Origin of the sequence: Sphingomonas sp. SORGH_AS_0879 (assembly GCF_030819175.1) — a bacterium.
Taxonomy (GTDB): Bacteria; Pseudomonadota; Alphaproteobacteria; order Sphingomonadales; family Sphingomonadaceae; genus Sphingomonas.
In genome coordinates, this window is sequence record NZ_JAUTBJ010000002.1 from 3,077,892 (window position 1) to 3,103,713 (window position 25,822).

At 65.6% G+C, this 25,822-nt stretch carries 17 protein-coding genes and 4 pseudogenes; 13 read left to right on the plus strand and 8 right to left on the minus strand.

Annotated elements, in window-relative coordinates; genetic code table 11:
- Positions 1-34: 34 nt before the first annotated feature.
- Both QE379_RS14885 and QE379_RS14890 read right to left on the minus strand, forming a co-directional pair.
- The gene (locus QE379_RS14885) at positions 35-1,804 is read right to left on the minus strand and encodes a ShlB/FhaC/HecB family hemolysin secretion/activation protein (protein ID WP_307001669.1); all 1,770 of its coding nucleotides are present in this window, start codon (positions 1,802-1,804) and stop codon (positions 35-37) included.
- A 138-nt stretch (positions 1,805-1,942) separates the two neighbouring features.
- Positions 1,943-3,142, minus strand: a complete 1,200-nt coding sequence (locus QE379_RS14890) for an EAL domain-containing protein (protein ID WP_307001671.1) — start codon at positions 3,140-3,142, stop codon at positions 1,943-1,945.
- Between the two features lie 241 nt (positions 3,143-3,383).
- On the opposite strand from QE379_RS14890, the gene QE379_RS14895 reads away from it, so the two are divergent.
- Positions 3,384-4,802 carry a site-specific integrase gene (locus QE379_RS14895; protein ID WP_307001674.1) on the plus strand — a complete coding sequence of 473 codons (1,419 nt, stop codon included), beginning with the start codon at positions 3,384-3,386 and terminating at the stop codon, positions 4,800-4,802.
- A 392-nt stretch (positions 4,803-5,194) separates the two neighbouring features.
- On the opposite strand, the pseudogene QE379_RS14900 reads toward QE379_RS14895, so the two are convergent.
- A pseudogene (locus tag QE379_RS14900) lies at positions 5,195-6,062 on the minus strand (IS3 family transposase); the annotation flags it as partial.
- A gap of 177 nt (positions 6,063-6,239) precedes the next feature.
- A complete protein-coding gene (locus QE379_RS14905) occupies positions 6,240-7,343 on the minus strand; it encodes a GTP-binding protein (RefSeq protein WP_307001675.1) in 1,104 nt (367 codons plus the stop codon).
- A gap of 116 nt (positions 7,344-7,459) precedes the next feature.
- Between QE379_RS14905 and QE379_RS14910 the strand changes: the two genes are divergently transcribed.
- The 7 genes and pseudogenes from QE379_RS14910 to QE379_RS14935 all read left to right on the plus strand — a co-directional run.
- Positions 7,460-8,695 (plus strand): GTP-binding protein, encoded by a 1,236-nt coding sequence (locus tag QE379_RS14910; RefSeq protein WP_307001677.1) that lies wholly within the window; start codon positions 7,460-7,462, stop codon positions 8,693-8,695.
- A 93-nt stretch (positions 8,696-8,788) separates the two neighbouring features.
- On the plus strand, positions 8,789-10,843 hold the full coding sequence (locus tag QE379_RS14915) for a M3 family metallopeptidase (RefSeq protein ID WP_307003245.1): 2,055 nt from the start codon (positions 8,789-8,791) through the stop codon (positions 10,841-10,843).
- Positions 10,840-11,064 (plus strand): hypothetical protein, encoded by a 225-nt coding sequence (locus QE379_RS14920; protein ID WP_307001679.1) that lies wholly within the window; start codon positions 10,840-10,842, stop codon positions 11,062-11,064. The genes QE379_RS14915 and QE379_RS14920 overlap by 4 nt, the downstream gene beginning before the upstream one ends.
- Before the next feature lie 264 nt (positions 11,065-11,328).
- A complete protein-coding gene (locus tag QE379_RS14925) occupies positions 11,329-13,176 on the plus strand; it encodes a TonB-dependent receptor (RefSeq protein WP_307001681.1) in 1,848 nt (615 codons plus the stop codon).
- Between the two features lie 100 nt (positions 13,177-13,276).
- Positions 13,277-13,894, plus strand: coding sequence for a superoxide dismutase (locus QE379_RS14930; RefSeq protein ID WP_307001682.1), 618 nt, complete (start codon positions 13,277-13,279; stop codon positions 13,892-13,894).
- Between the two features lie 58 nt (positions 13,895-13,952).
- A pseudogene (locus tag QE379_RS19625) lies at positions 13,953-14,245 on the plus strand (transposase); the annotation flags it as partial.
- A 50-nt stretch (positions 14,246-14,295) separates the two neighbouring features.
- Positions 14,296-14,571 (plus strand): annotated as a pseudogene (locus QE379_RS14935) (efflux RND transporter permease subunit); the annotation flags it as partial.
- Between the two features lie 12 nt (positions 14,572-14,583).
- Here the strand turns inward: QE379_RS14935 and QE379_RS19630 are convergent.
- Positions 14,584-14,811, minus strand: a pseudogene (locus QE379_RS19630) (efflux RND transporter permease subunit); the annotation flags it as partial.
- Positions 14,812-14,935: 124 nt separating this feature from the next.
- On the opposite strand from QE379_RS19630, the gene QE379_RS14945 reads away from it, so the two are divergent.
- From QE379_RS14945 to QE379_RS14965, 5 genes are all read left to right on the plus strand, one after another.
- The gene (locus tag QE379_RS14945; protein ID WP_307001684.1) at positions 14,936-15,475 is read left to right on the plus strand and encodes an RNA polymerase sigma factor; all 540 of its coding nucleotides are present in this window, start codon (positions 14,936-14,938) and stop codon (positions 15,473-15,475) included.
- On the plus strand, positions 15,459-16,406 hold the full coding sequence (locus QE379_RS14950) for a FecR family protein (protein ID WP_307001686.1): 948 nt from the start codon (positions 15,459-15,461) through the stop codon (positions 16,404-16,406). Before QE379_RS14945 ends, QE379_RS14950 begins: the two co-directional genes overlap by 17 nt.
- A 76-nt stretch (positions 16,407-16,482) precedes the next feature.
- Positions 16,483-19,155, plus strand: a complete 2,673-nt coding sequence (locus QE379_RS14955) for a TonB-dependent receptor (RefSeq protein ID WP_307001688.1) — start codon at positions 16,483-16,485, stop codon at positions 19,153-19,155.
- A 23-nt stretch (positions 19,156-19,178) separates the two neighbouring features.
- Positions 19,179-19,445, plus strand: coding sequence for a hypothetical protein (locus QE379_RS14960; RefSeq protein WP_307001690.1), 267 nt, complete (start codon positions 19,179-19,181; stop codon positions 19,443-19,445).
- An 11-nt stretch (positions 19,446-19,456) separates the two neighbouring features.
- Entirely contained in the window at positions 19,457-21,076 is a 1,620-nt protein-coding gene (locus tag QE379_RS14965; protein ID WP_307001692.1) for an FAD-dependent oxidoreductase, read from the plus strand.
- Positions 21,077-21,180: 104 nt separating this feature from the next.
- Here the strand turns inward: QE379_RS14965 and QE379_RS14970 are convergent, their stop codons facing one another.
- From QE379_RS14970 to QE379_RS14980, 3 genes are all read right to left on the minus strand, one after another.
- Positions 21,181-22,635: a glycoside hydrolase family 32 protein gene (locus QE379_RS14970; RefSeq protein ID WP_307001693.1), complete on the minus strand. Its 1,455-nt coding sequence runs from the start codon at positions 22,633-22,635 to the stop codon at positions 21,181-21,183.
- 298 nt (positions 22,636-22,933) lie between these two features.
- Positions 22,934-24,652 carry a TonB-dependent receptor gene (locus QE379_RS14975; protein ID WP_307003247.1) on the minus strand — a complete coding sequence of 573 codons (1,719 nt, stop codon included), beginning with the start codon at positions 24,650-24,652 and terminating at the stop codon, positions 22,934-22,936.
- Positions 24,540-25,739 (minus strand): TonB-dependent receptor plug domain-containing protein, encoded by a 1,200-nt coding sequence (locus tag QE379_RS14980; RefSeq protein WP_307001695.1) that lies wholly within the window; start codon positions 25,737-25,739, stop codon positions 24,540-24,542. The genes QE379_RS14975 and QE379_RS14980 overlap by 113 nt, the downstream gene beginning before the upstream one ends.
- Positions 25,740-25,822 lie beyond the last annotated feature (83 nt).

Consider the following 25,822-nt stretch of genomic DNA (forward strand, 5'->3'; position numbering starts at 1 on the left):
TGGCCCTGACCGGGTCCCGACCCGGCCGTCGTGCCTAGAAACGGAAGGACATGCTGCCGAGCAGGCGACCGCCGCGCTCGATCGGGCTGCCGCGCGGGGCCTTGACGATCCGGCTCGCCTCGATGCCGCCGCTGATATGATCGGTCAGGCTCAGCCTCAGCCCCAGCCCGGCGGTGGCGGCGGTCGCCGAGCGGCGCTCGCCGGGAAGCAGCCGCCCCTTCTGCCAGACCTGTGCGGCATCGACGAAGCCATAGGTCTGGAGCCCGACGGGCAGGTCGCCGATATTGGCGGGCGTGCTCCAGCGCAGTTCGACGCTGGAGAGCAGGCAATGGTCGCCGACCAACGCGCCCGCATCGAAGCGCCGCCCGAAGCGACGCCCGCCATAGCTGCACTCGGCCGAGCTATAGAGCGGGCCCTTGGCCGCTGCCTGACCTTGCGCGGCGATCAGCGTCGAAACCTGGCCACCCGCCACCCGCGCGATGGGCTGGAGCCGCTGCACCTCCATGGTCAGCAACAGATAGTCGAGCCGCCCGTTGGCGCGACTGTTGCCGCGCGCATCGAGTTTCTTCAGCCCCTGCTCCAGCCCCAGCCGCAACGAACTGGCGGCCAGATGCGCGTCGGTCACGTCATAGGTGAGCGCCGTCACCACCGAGCGCAACCGGTCGCGCATCTCCGCCCGCCCCAGCAGTTCGGAATCGGTGTTGGCGATGGCCCCGCCCACCTCGACCGCGAGATTTTCGGTTCGCGATCGGATGAATGGATAGCTCAGGCTGACCCGCCCGGTCGTCGCGCTGCCCTGATAACCCAGCAGGCGCAGCAAAGGGGTCGTCGGCCGCGTGTGCGAATGGCTGCCCGACACCGCCAGCGACAGCCCGTCCTGGTCGAGGATCGAGACATAGTCCCCCGACAGGTTCCAATAGGCGTTGCTCGTGATGCTCTGATACGCCCCCAGCCGCAGCCGGTCGCCGCCGGTGAGCAGCGCATTGGCCTCGACGGTGCCGCCCACGACATGGGTGCCCAGCGTGCGCGGCATGAAGCTGTTATAGCCGACATCCATCGACCGCCGCTTGCGCGCGATCTCGATGGTCAGGATCGAACCGCCCACGAGGTCGGGGGCGGGCGACAGCGTGGCGCGCGCCGTCACGCCCGGCACGTCGTTGATGAGCAGCAGATAGCGCTCGAGATCGGCATTGCGTAAGGGCCGCGACTGACGGATGCGCTCGGCGATATCGGCAACCGGCCCACGCCCCAGCAGCCCGCTGGGCAGTTTCGCACCCGTGAAGTCGATCCGGCTGACAAAGCCTTCCACCACCCGGATGGTGATGACGCCGTTCTTGATCTGCTGTTCGGGCACCACCCCGAACGAAATGGCATAGCCTTTCTTCGCATAGAGCCGCGTCACGGCATTGGCGAAGCGGAACACGTCCTCCACGCTGACCTCTTCGCCCGGCGCATGCTTCCATTCGCGCATCAGCCGTGCGACCGGGATTACCGTCGCCCCCTCGATGTGCACCTCCCGCCAGACAAAGCGCGTCGCAGCGGCGGCTTCGGGCGCGGCCTGTTGCGGCGAGGCCTGGATCGCCAGCGGCGCCGACGGCACCGGCTCGGGCGCGCGCGCGACATTGTCCTGCACCCGATTCGGATCGAGCGTCGGCGGTACGATCTGGGGCGGCACATTCTGCGCCAAGGCCGGAGCCGCCAGCATCAGCCCCAGCGGCAACGTCGTCACACTGCCCAGCCCCCGGATCGAAAGCCGATAGGAGCGCAGTCTGGGGCGGAAGCAATGGGTATCGGGCAGGAACACGGGAACCTCGACAAACGGAACCCGCCAGTTGGCGGGACGAAAGATGGAAAAAGAGGAAGGCGCGGATGATGTCGCGGCCACAAAGCAGTGCCGCATCAGCGTGCGCGGATGATGTCGCGGCCACAAAGCAGTGCCGCATCAGCGTGCGGTGCCCGGAGGCTGGGCGAGAGCCACCCAGCCCCGCCGCCACAGCCGGGTCAGCGAGGGCCGGGCGTGAAGATAGCCCTGCTGCCAGGACGCCCCGCACGAGCGAACGAACTCGGCCTGCGTCGGGGTTTCGATCCCCTCCGCCACGACCTCTGCACCAAAGGACCGGGCCAGTTCGACCAGTTGCCGGAAAATGCCCGCGTCCCGCACGCTCAACGTCGCGCGGTCGAGAAACAGACGATCGATCTTGATGATGTCGGGCAAGAAAATGAGGAGTTGGCGGATCGAGGCGAAGCCTACCCCGAAATCATCGATCGCGATCCGACACCCCAGCGACTTGACCCGCGACACGAACGCCACCGCCCGGTTCATGTCGGCCACGAGCGCGGTTTCGGTAATCTCCCATACCAGCCGCCGGGCGATATCGGGCCGACGCTCCAGCCGCGCGAGAATCTCGCTCCAGGATTGCGTACAGGACAGGCTTTGCGCCGAGACATTGGCCGCCAACGTCACACCGGGCGCCGCTTCCAGCTCGTCGATCACCGCCGAGACGACATAGCGGTCCAGCGCACAGACGAAGCCCAGCCGCTCCAGCGCCAGCAGCAATGGCCCCGGCGAACCCGTCGCGCCATCGGCATCGCAAAGACGGCACAAGGCCTCGTGATACAGGACCGCCCCGCTTCCGGAGCCGTCGATGACGGGTTGCCAGTAGAGCACCAAACTCCGGCCGCTTTCCGTGGTGCCCCCATCGCGCGGAGCCAGGAGCATGGGCAGCACGTCCACGGCCAACGCCATATCGGCGCGGTAGAGCGCCGCCGCGTCCGCTTCATGCCCGATCGACGGACCGCCGAACGGGAAGATTTGCTCGCCCTCCCGACCGCCGACCGCCCAATCCCCAGACAGCCAGACGCTGAGAGGCCCCGCCTCGGTCGCGATCGGGCGCCCCAGCGTCGCCGAGCAGAAAGAGGCCAACCAGACCGGGAAGAGCGCCTCGACGGCCTCGCTTTCCGCGTCCGGGTCCCGCCCATGACCTATGCTGGCGAGCAACGTGTCCGCGCCACCCGACATGACATGGCTCGTCGCCGGCAACGCCTCGACCAGCCGACGTCGGACTTCAACCGCAACCGCCGCCGCGACCGTACACCCATAAGCGCGGTCGATATGATTGAAATTGCAGATACGCAGGGACAAACGCGCCCTCGCTGCCCCAGCCGCACGAACAGCCAGACCCGGAACGAACGACCGCCCCCGCCACCCCATGCCGCCGCGCTCTGCCTGTATCATCACCCGCACCCCCCGGGAACGCGCCTGTCAAGTCGCCCCGCCGGTTACAGTTTAGCCAAAACTGTATCAGCCGTGCCGCATCTGCTCCCTATCAGTTTCGGCAGCGCCCACCTGAAACACCGGCCACATTATGAAGAGGTCAGATTCAATGACGCCCATGATTTTCAATTGCGATGGACAGAGGAAATATCTGAATCCCGCCGAGATCGATGCATTCGTCAATACGGCTCACGGATTTCCTGCCAGCATCCGCCTATTCTGCCTGATGATCGCTTATTCCGGATGCCGAATATCGGAGGCGTTGGCGATGAAAGAAAGCAATATAGACTTCGCGTCACGCCACGTCGTGATCCGATGCCTGAAAAAGCGCGGAAAAACGATATTTCGTTCCATCCCCCTACCTGCCCGCTTCCTCGACATGCTCAAATCGTGGATCAGAAGAGAGAAGATCAAGGATTGTTTTCTATGGCCCTGGTCACGCATGACCGGCTATCGTCGGATACGCGACGTGATGAACGCGGCCAATATCCGTGGGCACCATGCCTCACCCAAGGGGCTGCGCCATGGTTTTGGCGTGCGGGCCGTCCAGTCCAGCGTTCCTCTGACATTGATCCAGCGCTGGCTGGGCCATGCCGATATCAAGACCACCGCGATCTATACCAATGCGATCGGCCCGGAAGAACGTCGCATTGCATCGCGTATGTGGCGTACCAATGTTATCAACAAGGCGTCATCCAAGGAACATGTTGCGGCGGCACCGGATAACACGCCTCTCGACGTAGATTTGAATAGGAATATTTATGGAACCAGGGATTCGAAGGACCCGACGAACTTGGTAAACAGGCGTTTACCAACCGAGGCACATCTTAAGCGCGATCGGCATATTTTCCCGACAACCCAACCGGCTTCGTCAAATCGGTCAATTGGCAAAGCAGACGGTTGCACGTTGATACACTCTTGGCTAAACCGTAACAGCATTTCCCACGATTTATCAGAATCTTATTATGAAGATGCAACCCCTGATCCGTTGCAGCGCCATCGCGTCGCGATCTGGTTAAATACCATGCCCGCAGCTAATCCCGATGCCCGTTCCGATCCGAAATCGATCCATCCGGGAATCGTCATGTCATCCGGCCATGGGCAGGGACAAACCACAGGCGACAGGCACGTCGACGACACCTGTTCGGGGCCTGGCGGCAAATCTCCGTTCCATCAGGAAGCGGACAAGGCGAGAGCTTGTGTCGCACCCCATGGCTTCCCGATGGCCGACCACCGTGGAGGCGGCCACTCCAGGTCACGGCATTTCGATATCAAAATATGGCGGCACGCCGTTTCTCATTCGGGCGGCAGAACCCCCTCGCCCCTGCTCGCTGCCAAAGGCCTTCACCGCCATGCAGGTGAAGGCCCGAAGACCCGAGCCTGCCGCGCGGATTCGCCTCGCAATACAGCCGCCGACAGCCGAAGCGACGACGATCGGCCGCGATCGAGCTGCCGGGTCAAACGATTGCTGGCAGACGCCGGGCTGGACAACGCCGTGCGGAAGAAGGTGGCGGGAAAGAACCGATGAAGTCCGCTGCTCGGCGGAAGGCCGTCGAGCATGCTCGGTAGCTGGTCGGCATCCGCGAGCATCGGGCTTGTGCCATCTTCGGCGTCGACAGTAAGTCGGTGTGCGGCGTGCCACGGTATAATGACGTTGGCGGCCTTCGTTCTCATCCTCAGGCGCCTCCAGCTTGTACGCCTGCAACACGTTCATCCCGCAACCCTTGGCCTTTCACGCGTACAGCGGCGCACTGCTGGTCCCGCACTGGCGACACACGTCGGCGGTCTTCGTCCCGCCCTCCTGTTCGCGCAGCATAGCGATGTGAGGTGGTCCCGCCTTCCTGGACAGTTTGGCGGCTCGGCTAAGCTATACCCCGGTTGGTTTACGCCGCCATTCTGGTGAACGCCATGTCCGCATACCTCGTCCGGCGTTCGGCCGGCGAGGCGGGAGTGAGGCCGCTGCCCGTTGTAATAGCTGATCCACTGGCCAAGCCCGGTCCGCCGTTCGGAGCCGGTCTCGAACGCGTTCAGATAGACGCATTCGTACTTCAGCGACCGCCAGAGCCGTTCGATAAAGACATTGTCCATCCAGCGGCCGCGCCCGTCCATGCTGATCCGCACCTCGGCCTCGCGCAACACGTCGGTAAAGTCGGTGCTGGTGAACCGGCTGCCCTGGTCCGTATTGAAGATTTCGGGCCTGCCGAAGCGTGCCAGCGCTTTCTTCAACGCCTCGACACAGAATGCCGCGTCCATCGTGTTCGACAACCGCCAGGCGAGTAGCTTGCGGCTCGCCCTCCTGAGCCTGTCGAAGGGCCATGACGGCGACGAGATAGAGGAAACCACGCCGCATCGGCAGATACGTCATGTCGGCGCACCACCGGTGGCCCGACCGGGTGATCTCCAGATCGCGCAGCAAATACGGGGATATCCGGTGCTCGGGATGCGGATCGCTCGTCCGTGGGCGCTGATAGATGGGCGCCAGTCCCATCTTCGCCATCAACCGTCGCACCCGCCGACGCCAGACCGCATGGCCGAGGTGCTTGAGGTGCCGCGCCATCTGGCGGCTGCCATACGAGGGATGATCCAGGAACGAGGCGTCGATCGCCGCCATCAGCGCCAGCGTCTCCGCCGTCTCCGGCACCGGCGCATAGGAGAAGGACGACCGGCTGATCGACACCAGCCGGCACTGCGCCGCGATCGACAGGCCGACATGTGCCCGCTCGATCATCTGCCGTCGTCGCGCCACGCTCATCGCGCGAACCCCTTCGACAAAAAGTCCCGCGCTGACGCACCAACCGCGCGAGTGTCCGATACACTTGCGCGGGCACGACGCGTTGCCCCTCCTGGCTGGCCCGCGCGGCAATGTCATAGGCGCTGAGCGAGCGAGACTCCCCCGCGAGAATGGCGCAGATCAGTTCGTCGATCTCCCCAGCGCGTCGGCAGGCGAATGCGGCGGGGTGGTGGATCATCCCGGCATGTCCGCGGCGACGCGCTCCACCAACCCCTCGAACTGCACGTCGCTCAGCCCCATCGTCATCAGCGCCAGCGTGCCGCGCAGTTCTTCGGGATCGATCCGGCGGGTAATGAACACCATCCGGGTACGCCGGTCCTCCGATGGCCAACGTTCAAGCTCGACCGGCGGATGGAAGACATGCTGCACACCGTGGACGATCACGGGTACGTCGTGCCCCGACAGGTTCACGATCCCCTTCACCCGCAGCACGTCTGCGCCCCGGAACATCGTGAGCAGCCCTAGCCACCGCTCGAACGCCAACGGGTCGAGCGGCGTGTCGAAGGTCAGGCAGGTCGCGCGGATGCCGTCGTCGTGCCGGTTCACGTCGTGATGATGGTGATGGTGATGATGGTGTTCGGCGTGGTGCGCTTCCTCCGCCAGCCAGCGGCGCACGTCGTCGCTCTTGCTCGCGGGGTCCCATAGCCCGACATCGAACAGCAGCGACGGGTCGACCGCGCCGTCGGTCACGGTGATGACCGGCGCGGCCGGATTGAGCGCCGCCAACCGGCCCCGGATCGCGACCTGCCCTGCCTCATCGACCAGATCGGTCTTGGTCAGCAGCAGACGGTCGGCGACCGCCGCCTGCTTCACCGCCTCCGGCTGCGTATCGAATGTCGCCATGCCGGTCGCGGCGTCCACCGTGGCGATCACCGCGTCGAGCCGGTAGAGCGTCTCCAGGTGCGGATCGGTCATGAGGGTGTGGAGGATCGGAGCCGGATCGGCCAGCCCGGTCGTCTCGATCACGACCCGATCGAACCAGCAGCGCCCATCCCGCGCGAACCGCCACGGCGCGTCGCGCAGCGTTCGCAACAGGTCGCCGCGGATGGTGCAGCACAGGCATCCACCCATCATCTCGACCATGAGATCCTCGTTCGATCGGGCAACCAGATCGTGATCGAGGCCGACCGCACCGAATTCATTGATGATCACCAGCGCTCGCGCCATTCCCGGCGAACGAACGAGATGATTGAGAAGGGTCGTCTTGCCGCTGCCGAGGAAGCCGGTCAGCACCGATACGGGAATGCGCCCGCCCGCACCCGCCGGGATGCCGCTCATGCTTCCCTCCCATCGCACAGGCGGGGCGGACGATCACCCATGATCGGGGAACTACTGGACATTGGCTGAAACTCTTGGTTATGTTATGTTGTAACGTATCTCATTGGATGACAGACATGACAAGCCATCTCGTGCACGATACTCGTTTGCCGGTGACGGTGCTGTCGGGGTTCCTCGGCGCGGGAAAGACGACGCTGCTCAACCACATCCTGGCGAACCGCGAGGGGCGGCGGGTGGCGGTGATCGTCAACGACATGTCGGAGGTGAATATCGACGCCGACCTGGTGCGCGGCGGCGAGGCGGCGCTCTCCCGGTCGGAGGAAGCCCTGGTCGAGATGACCAATGGCTGCATCTGCTGCACGCTGCGCGACGACCTGCTGGCGGAGGTGCGTGCGCTCGCCGAGGCGGGGCGGTTCGACTATCTGGTGATCGAATCGACTGGCATTTCCGAGCCTTTGCCGGTCGCCACCACCTTCTCGTTCCGCGACGAGGCGGGCGTGTCGCTGGGCGATGTCGCGCGGCTCGATACGATGGTGACGGTGGTCGATGCGATGAACCTGCTCGCCGATTATTCCAGCCAAGATTTCCTCGCCGATCGCGGCGAGACGATGGGCGAGGACGATACCCGCAGCCTGGTCGGCCTGCTGGTCGAACAGATCGAGTTCGCCGATGTGGTGATCGTCAACAAGGCCTCGTCGGTGTCGGCCGAGCAACTGGCGGTGGTGAAGAAGCTGGTCGCCAGCCTCAACGCCGATGCGGTGATCGTGCCCGCCGATCATGGTCGCGTCGACCTGGACCTAGTGCTCGCCACCGGGCTGTTCGACGAGGAGAAGGCTTCGCGCCATCCACTCTGGGCCAAGGAATTGTACGGCTATGCCCATCACCAGCCCGAGACCGAGGAATATGGGATCGAAAGCTTCGTCTATCGCGCCCGCCAACCCTTCGATCCGGCGAAGTTTCATGCCTTCCTGACCGATGGCGGCCTCGACCATGTGGTGCGCGCCAAGGGGCATTTCTGGCTGGCGACGCGCCCCGACTGGGTGGGCGAGCTGGCGGTGGCGGGCAGCCAGACCGAGACGGCGCGGATGGGGCGTTGGTGGGCGTCGATCCCCAAGAACCAATGGCCGGACGATGGCCGGTTCGAGGAATTCGTCGCCAAACACTGGGACATGATCTGGGGCGACCGGCGGCAGGAACTGGTGTTCATCGGCATCGGCATGGACGAGGCCCGCATCCGCGCGCGGCTCGACGCCTGCCTCGTGCCCGGCTGTGCCTTTACCCCGGCGCTATGGAGTGACCTGCGCGATCCGTTCCCGGCCTGGGGCGAGCGCCGGTTGGAAGCAGCGGAATAAGCCTCGCCATTCTCGATGATCTCGTCGCGTTCGGCGACCAATCGCCTTCAAAGGACGTTCATGCACCGTCGTACCCTGCTAGCATCCGTGGCCATGCTACCTCTGCTCAACACCCCGCTCCGCGCAGCCGGACCGGCCAATCCGCTGCTGGAAGAATGGACCAACGGGATCCCGCCTTACCGGGCGATCCGTCCGGCGCATTATCGCGCGGCATTCGCGGCGGCACTGGAGAAGGCCCGAGCGGATTTCCGTGCGATCTCCGTCGCCCGTTCGGCCCCGACCTTCGCCAACACGATCGAGGCGATGGAGCGCTCGGGCCAGCAACTGGCGCGGGTGTCATCCGCCTTCTTCAACGTGTCGTCAGCCGATGCGACGCCCGACATCCAGGCGGTCGAGGAAGCGGTGGTCCCCGCACTGACCCGCTTCTCGAACGAGACGTCGCTCGACCCGGCGATGTTCGCGCGGGTCGACCGGCTGTATAAAGACCGTGCCTCGCTCGGCCTCGATCCCGAACAGTCGCGACTGCTGGAGGAAACGCACAAGCGCTATGTCCTCGCCGGTGCCGCCCTGCCCCCGGCGGCCCGCGCGAGGGTCGCGGCGATCAACGAGGAGATGGCAAAGCTGGGCGTCCAGTTCGGTCAGAAGCTGCTGGCCGATCAAAAGGCGAGCAGCGTGCTGCTGACCGCGGCGGAAGTCGCCGGCCTGCCCGCCGATCAAAAGGCGGCGGCGGCGATGGCGGCCAGGGCGGAGGGAAAGACCGGCTATCTGATCCCGGCCACCCGATCGGCGGTCGAACCCTTCCTGACGGTCGCGACCGACCGTGCCGCGCGGGCCAAGGTGTTCGCGGCGTTCGACAATCGCGGCGCCAATGCGAACGAGAACAACACCGCCGCGATCATCCGGCGCCTGGTCGAACTGCGCATCGAACGCGCGAAACTGATGGGCGCGCCCAGCCACGCCGCCTTCACCCTGCAAGACTCGATGGCCAAGACGCCGGAGGCGGCGACCGATCTGCTGATGCGCGTCTATCGCCCGGCGCTCGCCCGTGCACGGGAAGAGGAAGCCGCGCTGCTCACGCTCGCCAGCGCCGATGGCGTCGCGCGGATCGAGCCATGGGACTGGCGCTTCTATGCCGAGCAGGAACGGCAACGGCGTTACAACCTCGACGAAGCGGAGGTGAAGCAATATTTCCCGCTCGACGGCATGGTGGCCGCGCTGATGGACACCACCGGGCGGCTGTACGGCATCCAGTTCGTGTCCCGCAGCGACGTGCCGGTCTATGCGGATGGCGTGAAGGTTTGGGAGGTCCGCGAGCGCGACGGGACGCCGATCGGGTTGTTCTATGCCGACTGGTTCGCCCGCCCGACCAAGCGACCCGGCGCATGGATGAACTCGCTGCGCGACCAGAACACGCTGCTCGGGCAGCAGGCTATCGTCGTCAACACCTGCAACTACACGCCCCCGGCTCCGAGTGAGCGTGCGCTGATCAGCCTCGACGATGCCCGGACGCTGTTCCACGAATTCGGCCATGGTTTGCACGGCCTGTTCAGCAAAGTCCGCTATCCCAGCCTGTCGGGAACGGCGGTCCCGCGCGATTTCGTGGAATTTCCGTCGCAGGTGCATGAGCATTGGGCCAGCGATCCGACGATCCTGCGCGCCCATGCCCGCAACGCCGCAGGCCAGCCGATGCCGGAGCCGATGCTCAAATCGCTACTGGAGGCACGCACCTTCAACCAGGGCTATCTGACCGTGCAGCAGCTATCGTCGGCGATCCTCGACATGCGGCTGCATTCGCTCGACGCGCTACCCGCCGATTTCGATGCACTGGCCTGGGAAAAGGCGCAGCTGACCGATCTGGGCGTGCCGCATGCGGTGGGGATGCGGCACAGGCTGCCGCACTTCAGCCATATCTTCGACGGCGGCTATTCGGCGGGCTATTACGCCTATACTTGGGCCGAAGTGCTCGACGCCGATGGCTTTGCGGCGTTCGAGGAAACGGGCGATGTGTTCAACCAAGTGCTGGCCAAGAAACTGCGTGACGAAGTGCTCTCACGCGGCAACTCGCGCGACCCGGCGGAAAGCTATGTCGCTTTCCGGGGGCGGATGCCCGATGCGACGGCGCTGCTGCGCAATCGGGGTCTGGCATGATGACTGGTGCCCCGCCGCCCGCCGACAGCGGCGACAAAGACGAAACCGTCGGCACGGGCATGGCCCGACGCGATGCGCGCAATCCCGCGTCGCCAATGTCGATCCTGACGGGTGCGACACGCGACCGGACGCTGCACCCGCATATCGGCGGGGCGCTCGCGCGTCTGTCAGCATTCTTCACACCCAGCGTCGGCCCAGACGCCTGGCGTCCGGTCGGCTAGTCGGCTGGTCGATGGGGGCGCCATGCGCGGCATCGCGACAAGGGGGCGCCCGCCCCGCGCGAACCAACTTGTATCTGGAACATCGAATGGCGAGATCGTGAAGTGAGTGACTTCGGCCTGTTCGCACTGCTCCTTGCGAGCGTGACGTCCGCCCCGACAGATGATCCTCCAACGGCGAAGGACGACGCGGAAGCCGTCGACATCGTCGTGACCGCGCGATCGGACCGCGCCATCGGCCATGCATGATCGGCCAGCGAAGGCTCAATGAGCGGCGCCGAACTGCTTGCCAGACCGATGCTGCGTACGAGCGAACTTGCGGAGGCGGTGCCCGGCATGATCGCGGTCCAGCATTCGGGCGGCGGCAAGGCGGCACAATATCTCATCCGCGGCTATAATCTCGATCACGGCACCGACTTCAGCATGTCGGTCGACGACATGCCCTTCAACCTGCGCAGTCACGCGCACGGGCATGGTTATCTCGACCTCAACGGACTGATCCCGGAAACGATCGATCACATCGCTTATCGCAAGGGACCGTATCGCGCGGCGGACGGCGACTTCTCTTTCGTCGCGGCCGGGTCGCTCCCGACCCGCGACCGGTTCGAGCAGCCGTTCGCAAGCGCTACCATCGGCAGCTACGGCTATCGTCGGCTGGCGGCGGGCAGTTCGGTCGATCTCGGTGCCGGAACGCTGCTGGTCGCGGGCGAGCTCAAGGCCAATGACGGCCCCTGGCAGCTCGCCGAACACCTGCGCCACGCGGGCGGCCTCGCCAAATACAGCGAGGGCACCGCGATCGGCACCCTGCACGCCAGCCTGTCGGTCTACAGCGCGCGCTGGCGCCCCACCGAGCAGATTCCGGTGCGTGCGATCGGCACGCTCCTGCCCGATCGGTTCGACACGCTGGATCCGTACCTGCGCGGCTCGACCGATCGCGAGGTGCTGAACGTCGGCGTCAGCGGCAAGGAATGGACCTTGCTCGCCTATGCCCAGCATTACCGGTTCGATCTGCTGTCCAACTTCACCTTCTTCCTCGACGACCCCGTCCACGGCGACGAACTGGAACAGGCGGAGAATCGCTGGAGCTATGGCGGTCGGGTCGTCCGGCGGATGACGCTGGCGGACGGACTGGGCCTGATCGCCGGTATCGACGCGCAGCATGACGACATCGGCGGCCTCGGCCTCTATCACACGCAGGCGGGCCGACGGCTCGCGACGCGTAGCCTGGTCGATGCCGCCGAAACCTCGGTCGGCGGCTATGTCGAGGCGAACTGGCACCCCCTCGAGCGGCTGGGCCTGCTTGCGGGCGGGCGGATCGACCATTTCGCTTTCCGCACGACCGCACGCGGCGGCGATGCGACCAGTGGCACCGCCCAGGCGACGATCGTGACGCCAAAGCTCGGCGCCGACCTGACGATCAGTCCGCATGTCGCGCTTTACGCCAATTACGGCCAGGGCTTCCACTCGAACGCGATCCGCGGGATCATCGCACCGCCGCCGGACGCCACGCCCGCCTTCGCCCGCGCCACCGGCTATGAGATCGGCGGACGTTTCGAACACGGCTCCCTCAAGCTGTCGCTCACCCATTGGTGGAGCCGCGCGTCGAGCGAACTGATCTATTCGGGTGATGACGGCACGGTCGAACCCACTGGCCCCAGCCATCGCCGCGGCTTCGAACTGGTCGGCAACGTCAGGGCGACCCGCTGGCTGACCCTTGATGGCGTGCTGGCCACCAACCACGCCCGGTTCCTCGACGCCCCGGGTGCCGATCGCGTCCCCAACGCGCTGGAAGCAGCAGGTGAATTCGGGGCGAGCACGGTCTTTGGCCCGTTCACCGCCGCGGCGCGCGTCCGATATCTCGGACGACACCCGCTCACCGAAGACAACCGGGTCCGGTCGCCGGCGACGACGGTCGCCAACCTGCGGGTCGGCCGGCATTTTGGAACGGTCGACGTAGATGTCGAACTGCTCAATCTGTTCGACACCAGACGAGCCGACGCCGACTATTACTACGCCTCTCGCCTTCCCGGCGAGCCGCTCGAGGGCGTGGAGGGCGTCCACAGCCGCACCGTCGAACCGCGCATGGTCCGCCTGAGCGCCACCGCGCGCATATGACGCGGCACCCGCTCGACGACCTCGACGTCGACTGGACGCTCCTCGCCGGTCGCGACGTGCGGCTGGGACTCAGCGTCCGTATCTCAACCGGAGACGACCGATGAAATACTGGCTTGCCTGCTTCGCCCTCCTCGCCACGCCAGCGACCGCGCAGGACCGCGCCGCGCCGTTCACGCTGGCACCGCTGCCCTATCCGGCGACCGCGCTGGAACCCGTCATCGATGCCGAAACCATGACCCTGCATCACGACAAGCATCACCAGGCCTATGTCGATGCCCTGAACAAGGCGCTGGCGGCCGATCCGGCGCTCGCGGGTCGTTCGCTGGAGCAGTTGCTGGCACAAGCCGGGGCGACACCGACGGCGGTCCGCAACAACGCCGGCGGGCATTGGAACCATGGATTTTTCTGGAAGACGATGGCGCCTCCCGGCACCGGCGGCGAACCATCGCCCCAGCTTGCCCGCGCGATCGACGCGGCCTTCGGATCGATGGACAAGATGAAGGCCGCGTTCAAGGCCGCCGGTACGGGCCGGTTCGGCTCGGGCTGGGTATGGCTGATCGCCGGGCCGGACGGCAAGCTGGCGATCACCTCGACACCCAATCAGGACAATCCGCTGATGGACGTCGCCGACCAACGCGGCACGCCGCTGCTCGGCAACGATATGTGGGAACATGCCTATTATCTAAAGCACCGCAATCGCCGCGCCGAATATCTCTGATCTTTCCCTGGTTTGACGGACACCGATGATAGGCTCTGTGGAGCCAGGAGGTGTTTTGATGGCGAGTACGACGAAGCGTCGTTTCACGGACGAGTTCAAGCGCGAGGCCGTGGCGCTGTGGAAGACGAGCGGCCGCCCACAGACCGAGATAGCGGCTGAGTTGGGTATTGTGCCGACGATGCTGCGTGCTGGCAGCGCATCCAGCAGGAGAGCAGCGCGCCGCCGGCAAGCCCGGCGGCGAAGCCGCCAGTATCGACAATGGCATCGCTGGCGGATCAGGCGTCGGAGATCGCGCGGCTGCGGCGCGAGCTGGACCGGGCGCGAATGGAGCGCGACATATTAAAAAAAGCCGTTGGCATCCCTTCGACTGCGCTCAGGACAGGCTTTGCGGAGATGTCGCGGTGAAGTTCGCCTTCCTCCAGAAGGTTCGCTACACGCTGATCGGCATCACCACTGTGCTGACCGCCGTGTTCCTGCCCATGGCGCTGTCCAGCGGCTCGGTCGGCGCCCTCTCGCTGACCCCGGCGCTATGCGCCACGCTCCTGAAGCCGGTCGCCGGCCACGAAAAGAAGAACCGCTTCTTCACCCGGTTCAATGATCGCTTCGATCGCATGACGGCAGGCTATGAGCGGTGGGTCGTGGCCGTGCTGAAGCGCACGGGTCGCGCAATACTCGTGTTCGTTGCGGTTCACCGCGCCGATGAATTCGCGCATCACCTTGGAGGTCGCTCCCTTCGGCGACAGATGCTCCTCGTGCATGATGCGCTCGACATTCTCAACGACGACGATTGCATCGTCGACGATGATGCCGAGCGCCAGCACCATGCCGATCATGGTCAGCACGTTGATCGAGAAGCCTACCAGCAGCATCACCGCCAACGTGCCGAGCAGCGCGATCGGGGCCGCGATCGCGGGGATCCGGAAAACCCAAGACGCTGTACGTCGGGGATCAATTAGGTGTGATCGTGACGGAAACCGGCGTTAGTGAACTCATGGGGGGAATAGGAGAGCCGCAACGGAACGCGAGGCGCTAGCAGAATGGGTGGGGCGTGAGATCCTGCCGCACGAACGTGACCTGCGCGGCTGGTTGCGGCGTCGCCTCGTGCCGCCCGCCGACGTGGAGGACATCGTGCAGGAATGCTATTGCCGCCTTGCGCAACTCCGCAGCATCGAGGAAATCGACTCGCCCCGTGCCTATCTGTTCACCATGGCGCGCAATCTCGTCCACCGTCAGCGTCGTCACGCGCGCGTGGTGCGGATCGAGTCGATCTCGGCGGACGAAGTGGGCGAACTCGCCAGCGAAAGTCCGCTCCAGGATCGCGTCGCCGCCGCGCGACAGGAAGTCGATCGCGTCCGCAGGGCACTCGCCACGCTGTCCGAGCGCGCGCGGCGTATCTTCGTCATGCGGCGCGTCGAGGGGCTCAGCCAGAAAGAGATCGCCGTCGCGCTCGGCGTGACGGAGACGATCGTGGAGAATGACGCCAGCCGCAGCCTTCGCGCGATCCTGCGCCATTTAACCGACGAAGAGGCCGACACGACCGGCCGCGCCCGCGAAGGAGGCGATCGTGCCCGCACCCGGTGACGACGCCGCCGCCTGGGCGCTGCGCCACCCGCTCGACGCGGCGGGCGAGCGTGCGCTGGAGGCGTGGCTGGCGAGCGACCCGCGCAATGCGGGCGCCCTGCTGCGCGCGATGGCCGCCCTGACCGTCATGGACCGCGTCATCATGGATGACGCCGAAACCCCGCCCCATCCTGCTCCAGCCACAAGATGGTCGAGCCGACGTGGCCTGCTGATCGGTATGACCGGCGCCATCGCCGCGAGCGTGGCCGGACTGATCGGCTGGCGTCAGTTCGCCGCAGACCATGTCACGACCGCGCGCGGTGAGATCAGGCGTCTGCCTTTCGCGGACGGGTCCGTCGCCACGATCGACAGCGACAGCGCGCTTCGCGTCGTGCTGGCCAGCGAGCAGCGCTGGATCGCGCTCGACCGTGGCCAAGCCTGGTTCCAGGTCGCGAAGGATCGTTCGCGCCCCTTCGTCGTCGACGCGGGCATTGCCCAGGCGCGCGCGGTCGGCACCGCTTTCTCGGTGGAACGGCGCGACGACGGTGTCGAGGTCGCGGTCACCGAGGGCCAGGTGGCGGTCTGGCCCAGCGCGGCCAGCGGTACGATGACGATCCTCCACGCCGGTCAATATGCGCGTTTCCGGTCGTCCGACGCCGCACCGGTCACCGGCACCGCGCCCGCCGCGATCGAGCGTGCACTGGCCTGGCGCGGCGGCGAGATCGCTCTGGAGAATGAAACCGTTGCCGCGGCGGTCGCCCGCTTCAACCGCTATAACCATCGCCAGCTTGTGGTCGACGACGCCGAATTGGCGCAGGAGCGGCTGATCGGCCTGTTCCAGATCGATCGTCCCGAGGACTTCGCGGCCTCGCTTGCCGCGTCGTTCCCCGTTGCGGTCACGAGCGATCCCGACACGATCCGGTTGGGGCGGAAAAAGTCGCCGCCGTCCTGACGGAAGAGGCGCGCGCCGAACTCAAGGGAGGTGAGCGCTTCGACAACAGGAGCGCCGCTCCCGGGAGAGGAACCCTATGTCATTCGCGCGTCATCGCCTGCTCGGCACCGCTGCCATCATCCTGTCGAACGCTGCGCTCGCGACCGTCGCCGATGCGCAGACGCGTCGCTTCGACGTGCCCGCGCAACCGGCACGCACCGGCATCCCTCAGTTCGCGCATCAGGCAGGGGTCCAGATCCTCGTCTCGAGTTCCCTCGCCGAGAAGGCGACCGTCAATCGGGTCAGCGGTGCGCTGGACGTGACCGAGGCGCTCCGCATCCTGCTCGCGGGGACCGATCTGGTGCCGGTGCGTGCAGGCGGCGCGATCATCCTGCGCCGTGCGGCCACCAGCGCCGCGCTGATGCCGGTCGCGGTCCAGAGCGAGGCGGGCACCGCACCCGTAGCGCCCCTATCGGAAAATCCGCCCGAGGAAACGCCCCCGCAGGACATCGTCGTCACCGGTATCCGCGCATCCCTGCAACAGTCGATCAACGTCAAGCGCGCCGCATCGAACATCGTCGACGTCATCACCGCGCAGGACATCGGCAAACTGCCCGACCAGAATGTCGCGGAGTCGATGAGCCGGATCACGGGCGTCCAGATCACGCGTCGCGAGGGCGACGGATCGAACTTCACGGTGCGCGGCATCTCGCAGAACCGGCTGGAGATCAACGGCCGCACCTTCCTCGGCCCCGGCGCGGGCGGCAGCGCGTCGCTGGAATCGGTCAGCCCGGAGATCATCTCGAGCATCGTCGTGGCCAAGTCGCCGACCGCCGACATGCCCGAGGGCGCACTGGGCGCGACCGTGAACCTGAAGACCAAGCGGCCGCTCGATCTCGCCGATCTCGTCGTCAGCGGGCGTGTCCAGGGCGCCTACACCGATCAGGCGGACCATCTGGGCTATCGAGGCTCGGCGCTGGTCTCCAAGAAGTTCGGCGACAGCTTCGGGGTGCTGGCAAGCGCGGCCTATTCGAACACACGGACACGCGGCTACCAGTTCGATACCGGCGGCTGGACCCGCACCGACAATATCGACGGGAATGGCGACGGCATCAACGATCCGGGACTCTATCGACCCAATCGCTACATGGCGCGGATCTTCGACCGTGCCGAGCAACGGCTGACGCTCAACGGTTCGCTGCAATACCGGCCGGTCGACCGGTTCGAATTCATTCTCGACGGCACCTACACATGGCTCAAGCGCGAGCGGCAGAGTGCCAATTACCAGGTGCTGTTCAACGACAATGACGTGGGTGCCGTCGCCGATGAGAACGGCACCGTGGTAAGCGGGACGTTCAACAACGTCACCGTCCGCCCGCTGATCTATGACGAGCCGACCGAGTTCCGATCGACCAATATCGGCGGCTCGGCCAAATATGAGGGCGAGGTGGTGACGGTGCGCGCCGACGCCTCCTACAGCAAGGGGCGCGGCACGGACGGCGGGCCGGGTGCCTCATTCACCTATGTCGTCGTCCCGCGTGCCGGGCGGGTCGCCAATGCCAGCTATGATTTCTCGCGCGGTGGCGCGGTGCCGAACCTTTCGCTGGGCTCGAACTTCGACCTGAACGACCCTGCCCAATATCAGCTGGCATCGATCTTCGAGAACGACTTCGTCACCGACAATTCGGGCTATGATGCGCGGCTCGACTTCACCATCCGCACCGATCTCGGCCCGCTTCGGACGATCGAGGTCGGCGGACGGTACGAGAAGATCCAGTTCTACTCCGAAGCGCCGCAGAACATTCCCACCGCTGCGAGCCTGCTCGGGCGCGGTGATCGCAACGGCGACGGCATTCTCACCGTCGACGAACTGCCGGGCCTGGTCTACGACAATCGCCAGGGCAGTTTCTTTCCCGGCGTATCGGGAGATTTCCCTCGCGACATACTGGGCGGCGGCACCGACAAGGGGACGGCGCGCGACGCCTTCGGCCTTCCGATCCCGCGCGCCGACACCATCCCGTTCGGCCGGGTGTCGATCAAGGACGTCGACCAGGACACCCTGGCCTTCTACGCCAAGGGCAATTTCGCCGATACGCTGGGCAGCATGCCGATCAGTGGCAATGCCGGTGTGCGCTACATCACCTTCGAGCGCATCTCTTCCGGTTTCCTTTCCGACACGCAGCCGACGCTTTCGAAATCGCGCTTCGACTACTGGCTGCCGAGCGCCAATGCCGCGCTCGATCTGCGCAGCAACCTGACCTTGCGCGCGGCAGCGGCCAAGGTGGTGGCGCGGCCGAGCCTGAGCGACGTCGGGGTCAGCTTCGTGCCGCTGTTCGTGTCGCGGACCGGCTCGCGCGGCAACCCTGCGCTGCGTCCGTTCGAGGCGACGCAATATGACATGACGCTCGAATGGTATTTCGCCCCATCGAGCGCGATCACGGTCGCCGGCTTCTACAAGAACGTCGATTCCTTCACGATAAACCGCACGCAGAGCGAGATCGTCCCGGGCCTGTCCGACCAGATCGATCCCAGCACCGGCCAGCCCTATGGCCCGTTTCAGATCACGCAGCCGGTCAACGGGGAATCGGGCACGATCAAGGGGGTGGAGGTCGCGTATCAGCAATCGCTCCGCTTCCTGCCGGGCCTCCTGCGCAATCTCGGCGTCCAGGCCAACTATACCTTCGTCGACAGCGAGACCCCGCTGGTCGACGAGGCGACACAGGCCCGCCTGCCGCTTCCGGCCGCCTGTCCAAGCACAGCTATAATCTGATCGGCTTTTACGAGGATTCCACCGTGTCGGCGCGCGTGGCCTACATCTATCGCAGCAGCTACCTGCTCGGCCAGGGCAGCGCGGCGGCAGGGGGCAGTTCCTATGTTGCCGGACGCGGCCAGCTCGATGCTTCGGGACAGGTCAATCTCACCCGCTCGGTTCGCCTCACGGTCGAGGCGATCAACCTGACCCGCGCGATGGATCGGCAATATCTCCAGACACCGCTGCGGCTGCTCAACGCCGCGCGCGAGGATCGCCGCATCTTCTTCGGCGTTGCCGCAACCTTCTGAGGATATCCGTCATGGCATCGCTTCGCCTCGCACCGTTGCTCCTCCTGCTCGCGGGCGCCGCCCCGTCCCCGGCCCAGCCGGTCGCCGACATCGTCATCTATGGCTGCACCGCCGGCGGCGTGATCGCCGCGATCGAGGGGCGGCGCCTTGGGCGCAGCGTCACGCTCGTCTGCCGCGATGCCTATGTCGGCGGCATGACCACCAACGGGCTGAGCTGGTCCGACACCGGCAACCATCGCGCGATCGGCGGGCTGGCGCTCGACTTCTACCGCCGTGTGAAGCGGCATTATGACGATCCGGCCGCCTGGTCGCTCGCGCCGCGCCCCGCCCGCGCCGAGAATTTCGTCGACGACGGCGCGATGTGGCAGTTCGAGCCGCACGTCGCCGAGCACATCCTCGAGGACTGGATCGCCGAAGCCGGAGTCACGGTCGTCCGCGACCAGCCGATCGATCGAAGTCCGCATGGCGTGGAGCGCAACGGGGCCCGCCTGGTCGCCTTCCGCTCGGTCCATGGCCGTCGCTTCGCGGGGCGGATGTTCATCGATGCCAGCTACGAGGGCGATCTGATGGCGGGCGCCGGTGTCTCCTTCGCGACGGGGCGCGAGGCGAATGCGACATATGGCGAGACGCTCAACGGGGTGCAGGCACGCAACACGACCAACCATCAGTTCACGCTCGATATCGACCCGTATCGGGTCAAGGGCAAGCCCGCCAGCGGCCTGCTGCCCCGCATAAGCCCGGCACGGCTGGCCCCGGATGGCAGTGCCGACAGCAAGATCCAGGCCTATACCTATCGACTGTGCCTTACCGACGTGGCCGCCAACCGGTTGCCGCTGCCCCGACCCGAGGGCTATGACGCCGGGCAATATGCCCTGCTCCAGCGGTATATGGACGCGGGCTATCGCAACGTCTTCCAGAAGTTCGATCGCATCCCCAACGGCAAGGCGGACGTCAACAATTTCGGCGCCTTCTCCACCGACAATATCGGCATGAACTACAGCTATCCTCGGGGCAGCGACGCCGAGCGTGCCGCGATCGCGGCGGAGCACCGGCGCTATCAGCAGGGCCTGCTCTGGTACATGGCGAACGACCCGCGCGTCCCCGCCGAGACACGCGCGGAGATGGGACGCTGGGGACTGTGCAAGGACGAGTTCACCGGCAACAAGGGCTGGCCCCGCGAGATGTATGTGCGCGAGGCGAGGCGGATGACGTCCGATTTCGTGATGGCGGAGCCCCATGTGAGAGGTCTGAAGCCGACGCCGCGTCCGATCGGCATGGGCTCGTACCAGATGGACTCGCACAATGTGCAGCGCGTGGTAGACGCACGCGGCTTTGCGCGCAACGAGGGCAATATCGAGGTCGGTGTCGCAAACCCCTACCCCATCGCCTATGACGCGATCGTGCCGCGACGGTCAGAGGCGACCAACCTGCTGGTGCCGGTCGCGCTATCCGCGTCGCACATCGCCTATGGAACGATCCGCATGGAACCCGTCTTCATGATCCTCGGACAATCGGCGGCAAATGCCGCCGACCTCGCGCTGCGTACATCGCTTCCGGTGCAGCAGGTGCCGTACGACGCTCTTCGCGCTCGCTTGCTCGACCAGCGGCAGGTGCTGTCCTTGCCAGAATAGCGACGCGGACGTCGCGCGCCTGCCATGCGGAAGCACTCGCCTGGGCCCAAGGGATAGAGCGGCAAGGGATACGCTACGTGGCCGACATGACGCTCTGCCGGGATTCATACGAACCTGTGGATTCGAACGTCCGAGACGCGAAGCGAGCCGCCGTTTGCGGTGAAATTCAGGCCCACCGCATCGGGAGGCGCCAGGATGAGTTCGGACAAAACGGCCTCGCCATCATTGACGAAGAGCTCGATCGACGCGGTATCGATAAAGATGCTGACCGTCACAACGCCTGCGGATGCATCGCAGGTAATGTCGCGATTCTGGCGCCATGCCGCGCTTGCCGGCGCATCGGGGCCGCTGGCATCGCGCTTTAGAAACACGCGATTGTCGCGCAGCGCGAATCCGACCTGGGTGAAATATCCCTTGCCGCCCCGGACCGACAGCCAGGCGCCGCCGGGCCAGTCGGCCCCGGTCCGGGTCAATGTCAGATCGATGCGGCCCGCCATGATATCGGCATCGGCGGGCCAGACATAAGGGGTCCCGTCCGCGATGGTCTGGTCCGCCCCGCTCACCGTCCGCGCGAACACGTTATTTTGCGCCGCGACCGGCGTCATACGCAGGCGCGGGGTGCCACCGGTGCGTTGGAGGCGGAGTTGTCGAACGATACTCAACTGCCCGCGATAGCCATGGGGCGCGGGCAGTTGATTGGCATAGGCCCAGTTGTTCATCCAGCCCATCGTATAGGCGGTGGCGAGCGGATCGGCGGCCTGCGGATCGCGCCACACCACCGCCGCATAATAATCGGCCCCACCGTCCAGCCAGTGCCCGGTCGCGCTGTCGGCGGTGAAGCTGGTCCCGTCGAAGCTGCCGACCCAGTAATAGGTGCCGCCGGTAAAGCCACTGCCCGACCCGTCGCCACCGACCAGCAATATCCATTTGTCGCCCGACGTGGTCCCGTTCGCCTCGTACAGATGCAACGGGAAAAGGTGCGAGCATTCCATCACCCCGCCGACGAGATCGGACAGGAAGCCACTGGCATAGCGCCATTGTTTCAGGTCGGGTGAGGTATAGAAGCCGATCTTCCCCTCTTCCGACAGCGTCATTACCCAGCGCGCCGTGGGGGCATGCCAGAATATGGTCGGATCGCGGAACGGCTTGTTCCCTGGGAAATTGGGATGGACGATCGCGTGAAAGGCAAAGGTCGCGCCACCATCGCGCGAATACCACAGGGCCGTCGACTGGTTCTGCCCGGCGGCATTGTCGGCCGGCATCGTCGCCAGCGCAATCAGCGTGCCCGCGCCGAAACCGGCGGTGTTGTCGGTATCGATCACCGCGCTCCCGCTCCACACATCGCCGAACGACGTGGTGCGCCGGGGGATCGATACGCCGCGATCGGTCCAGGTGACGAGGTCGGTCGAGGTCCAGCGCCGCCATTCGGTACCGCCATCGGGCCAGGTCGGATTGTAGAGCGCCCACATCGTCCAGCTATCTCCGATCCGCAACGGGCGCTGCGGATCGTTGATCCACCCGCCATCGGGCGCGGCGACATGATAGCGCGGCCGGCGCACGGACGCTGGTCGCGGTCGCGCTGAGCGTAGGAGCGGGCGTCGGCGTCGGGCCCGGTGCGGAGACCAGCCCCCCGCCCCCGCCATCCTCGCCCGACGCACCGCAGGCCGGCAGGATGGGCAGGGTCGCGATCAGGCCGAGTGCCTGACGCCGTGAAACGATCGATGGCATGGCGATATCCTCTCCGCGCGCGGCGAATGGCCGCACGCCATGGTTCGCGCGCCGCCTGTACCGGCGGTTCGCGCGGGGTGTCGGGATGCAAAGGGGTGGCGGCGCGACATGACGCGCCGCCGCAAAACGCTACATCTTGAAACGGACGCCGAGGCTGAAATACCGCCCCTCGATCCGCAGGTCGCGCCCGAACGACTGGGTTTCGTTGTAGAAGCGATAGTTGCGGAAGGGCTGCGCCAGGATATTGCTCACATTGGCGACCAGCGAGACGTTCTTGAACGCATCATAGCTGGCCGAGAAATCGAGCCGTGCGATCGGCTCCACCAGTTCGCCCGCATATTGGTCTTCGTTGATGTTGCGGTTGTAGCTGGTGACGTGGCGCGAGCGCCAGTTGTAGGACAGGCGGGCCGAGATGCCGTCCTTTTCATAGAAGCCGGTCAGATTATACGCCCATTTCGACAGGCCGGTAATCTCGACCTGCCGATCGCCCTCCCCCAGCACGCGCGGCAGCTGGTTGGTGCCGTCGAGATAGGTGACATTGCCCTGCACGCCGAAGCCGGACAACGCACCCGGCAGGAAATCGAAGAAGGTCTGGAGCGACGCCTCGATCCCCTTGATCCGACCGTTACCGGCATTCTCCGGGCGATTGAGCTGCACCCGGCCATAGATGGGATCGTTCACCACCTGCGTATAATAGCCGATGAAGCCGTTGAGATCGCGGTAGAAGGCGGCGACCGAGGCCGATCCGTTCTTCGAGAAATACCATTCGAGGCTGGCATCGTAATTCTTGGACGTCAGCGGACGCAGGTCGGGATTGCCGCCGGAGCCGGTCGCGTCGAACACCGGCGGCGTACCGTCCGGGCCGGGGCTGTTGCGGGTGATGTTGATCGACGGGTTGAGCTGCCCGAAACTCGGCCGGGTCCGCGTCTGGGTATAGCCGAGGCGGATTTGCCATTCGTTCGAGAAGCGCATCCGGGCGATGGCGGAGGGCAGCACGTCGACGTAATTCTGCCGCGTGACGCTGGGGACGATCCCGACCGTGCCGTCGGCGGCCTGCACCCGGCTGAACCCGCGATAGGTGCCATCGGTATTGACGATGCGCGCGCCGACCGTGCCGTCGATCCGCATGCCGCCCAGGTCGATATCGAACTTGCCTTGGCCATAGGTCGCATAGCTCGCCTCGCTCGCCGTGAAGCCGCCCAGCGGGTCGAAGGGGATGTCGGCGGTCGCGAACTTCGTCACCGCCTCGCGAATGCCATTGTCCCAGGGGAACAGCACCGTCGCGCGCTGGACCGATTGCAGCGCGAGCAGGCGCAACGCCTCGCCATTCGCGCGGATCGCGTCGCGGCTGGGCGCCAGCCAGTTCTGGAAGCGCTGCGGATCGCCACGGAAACCATCGGTGATGAGACCCAGCGCCCCGGTCGGCAAGCTGTCGAGCGGGATGTTCAGCCCGGCGGTATAGGCATAGCGGTTGTTGTTCTGCGACGACGCATTGCGGTCGCTGGCGCGGAAACCGAACTGCAAGCGGGGCAGCCAGCCCCAGTCGGTTTCGAGGTCGAGGTCGATCCGCCCCTGCACCCCGTCGCCCTTGGTCACGAAGTCGCGCTGGTAATAGCCGCGCCAGCGGCTGTTGGCCGGATTGTCGATGGCATAGCCGCCCAGGTCGAACACCGCCGATCCGCGCACGTCCCAGTCGACGTTGATCGTCGGGGCCGACGCCAGTTGCGCATCGACGCTATACTCGGACGCTTGGTACTTGCTGTTGGTATAGGCGAAGTCGCCGGACAGGGTCGCGCGGCCCGTCGTCCATTTGAACCCGGCCGCCCGCCTGCCATGTGTCGGTACGATCGTCCTGGGTCGAGCGATAGAATTCGGGGACATAGCCGCCGGTCTTGGTGAAGCTGGCCGCCTTGTCCGGTTCACCCGGCACCAGCACGACGTTGCTGAGCGTCGGGGCGACGCCGTTCGCGTCGCGACGCTCGAAATTGACGTTGAAGGCATCGCGCAACACTTCCCCGCGATAGGCCTGCCACAGTCCCTCGGCGAAGAGTTCGAGGTTCGGGGTCGGCCGCCACTGGATCGTGCCGTTGACCGCCGGGCGATGCCGCACGCCCTTTTCATAGAAATTGCCGGCATTGGCGGGAAAGCGAAAATCATTGCCCACGCCCGGCGTCGTCACGGTCAGGTCGTCGGCCGGATCGTCCGCACCGAAGCCGCGCGGCGAGATGACAGCGGAATCGGCATAGCGATCGGCATTGCGATAGGTGGTGCGGACATAGCTGACGTTGATCAGCGCGCCGACCTCCCCGATCGGCGTGTCCCAGCGCTTGGTCAGCAGCAGATTGCCCGCCGGGTCGAACGCCTTGGCCTGATCGTTATACGAGGCACGCAGTTCGCCCGCGATCTCGGTATCCTTGACGTCGAACGGACGACGCGAGCGCAGGTTGACCAGACCCGCAAGCCCGGGCTCGATGAGGTCGGACGTACCCGACTTGTAAACCTCGATCCCCGCCGCGACGCCCGCCGGAAAATCCTGAAGGTGCAACACGCGGTCCTCGGCCGAGAAGAACTCGCGGCCATTGAAGGTGGTGGCGACATCGGGCAGGCCGCGCACCAGGATCACACCGGCTTCGTCATTGTAGCGCTGTACGGTGACGCCGGTGACGCGCGCGATCGCTTCGGCGGCGTTGTTGTCGGGCAGCTTGCCGATGTCGTTCGACACGATCGCATCGACGATCGAGGACGAGTTGCGCTTGATCTCCTGCGCCGAACCCAGCGCGGCGCGGTATCCCGTGACGACGATATCGGCGCTGGCGTCATTTTCGGGTGCGGCTTCGGCCTGCGCCTGCGCGGTCGTATCTTGCGCGGCGGCGGGGATGGCGGCGAGCGGGATCACCGCGCTCGATGTCAGCAAGGCGAGCAAGGTCTTCGGCATAAATCCTCCCAGATTTCCGTTTTGTTTTTTTGGTTGTTGAAAGAGTCGACAGGTGGGCGTCAGCCCGGCGCGATCGCTTCCAT

Bases quoted from the DNA above. Each gene is read 5' to 3' on its own strand.
- QE379_RS14930 (WP_307001682.1), top strand. From the start codon at position 13,277: ATGAAATACTGGCTTGCCTGCTTCGCCCTCCTCGCCACGCCAGCGACC.
- QE379_RS14920 (WP_307001679.1), top strand. From the start codon at position 10,840: ATGATGACTGGTGCCCCGCCGCCCGCCGACAGCGGCGACAAAGACGAA.
- QE379_RS14915 (WP_307003245.1), top strand. From the start codon at position 8,789: ATGCTACCTCTGCTCAACACCCCGCTCCGCGCAGCCGGACCGGCCAAT.
- QE379_RS14965 (WP_307001692.1), top strand. From the start codon at position 19,457: ATGGCATCGCTTCGCCTCGCACCGTTGCTCCTCCTGCTCGCGGGCGCC.
- QE379_RS14980 (WP_307001695.1), bottom strand. From the start codon at position 25,739: ATGCCGAAGACCTTGCTCGCCTTGCTGACATCGAGCGCGGTGATCCCG.
- QE379_RS14895 (WP_307001674.1), top strand. From the start codon at position 3,384: ATGACGCCCATGATTTTCAATTGCGATGGACAGAGGAAATATCTGAAT.
- QE379_RS14910 (WP_307001677.1), top strand. From the start codon at position 7,460: ATGACAAGCCATCTCGTGCACGATACTCGTTTGCCGGTGACGGTGCTG.
- QE379_RS14905 (WP_307001675.1), bottom strand. From the start codon at position 7,343: ATGAGCGGCATCCCGGCGGGTGCGGGCGGGCGCATTCCCGTATCGGTG.
- QE379_RS14955 (WP_307001688.1), top strand. From the start codon at position 16,483: ATGTCATTCGCGCGTCATCGCCTGCTCGGCACCGCTGCCATCATCCTG.
- QE379_RS14925 (WP_307001681.1), top strand. From the start codon at position 11,329: ATGAGCGGCGCCGAACTGCTTGCCAGACCGATGCTGCGTACGAGCGAA.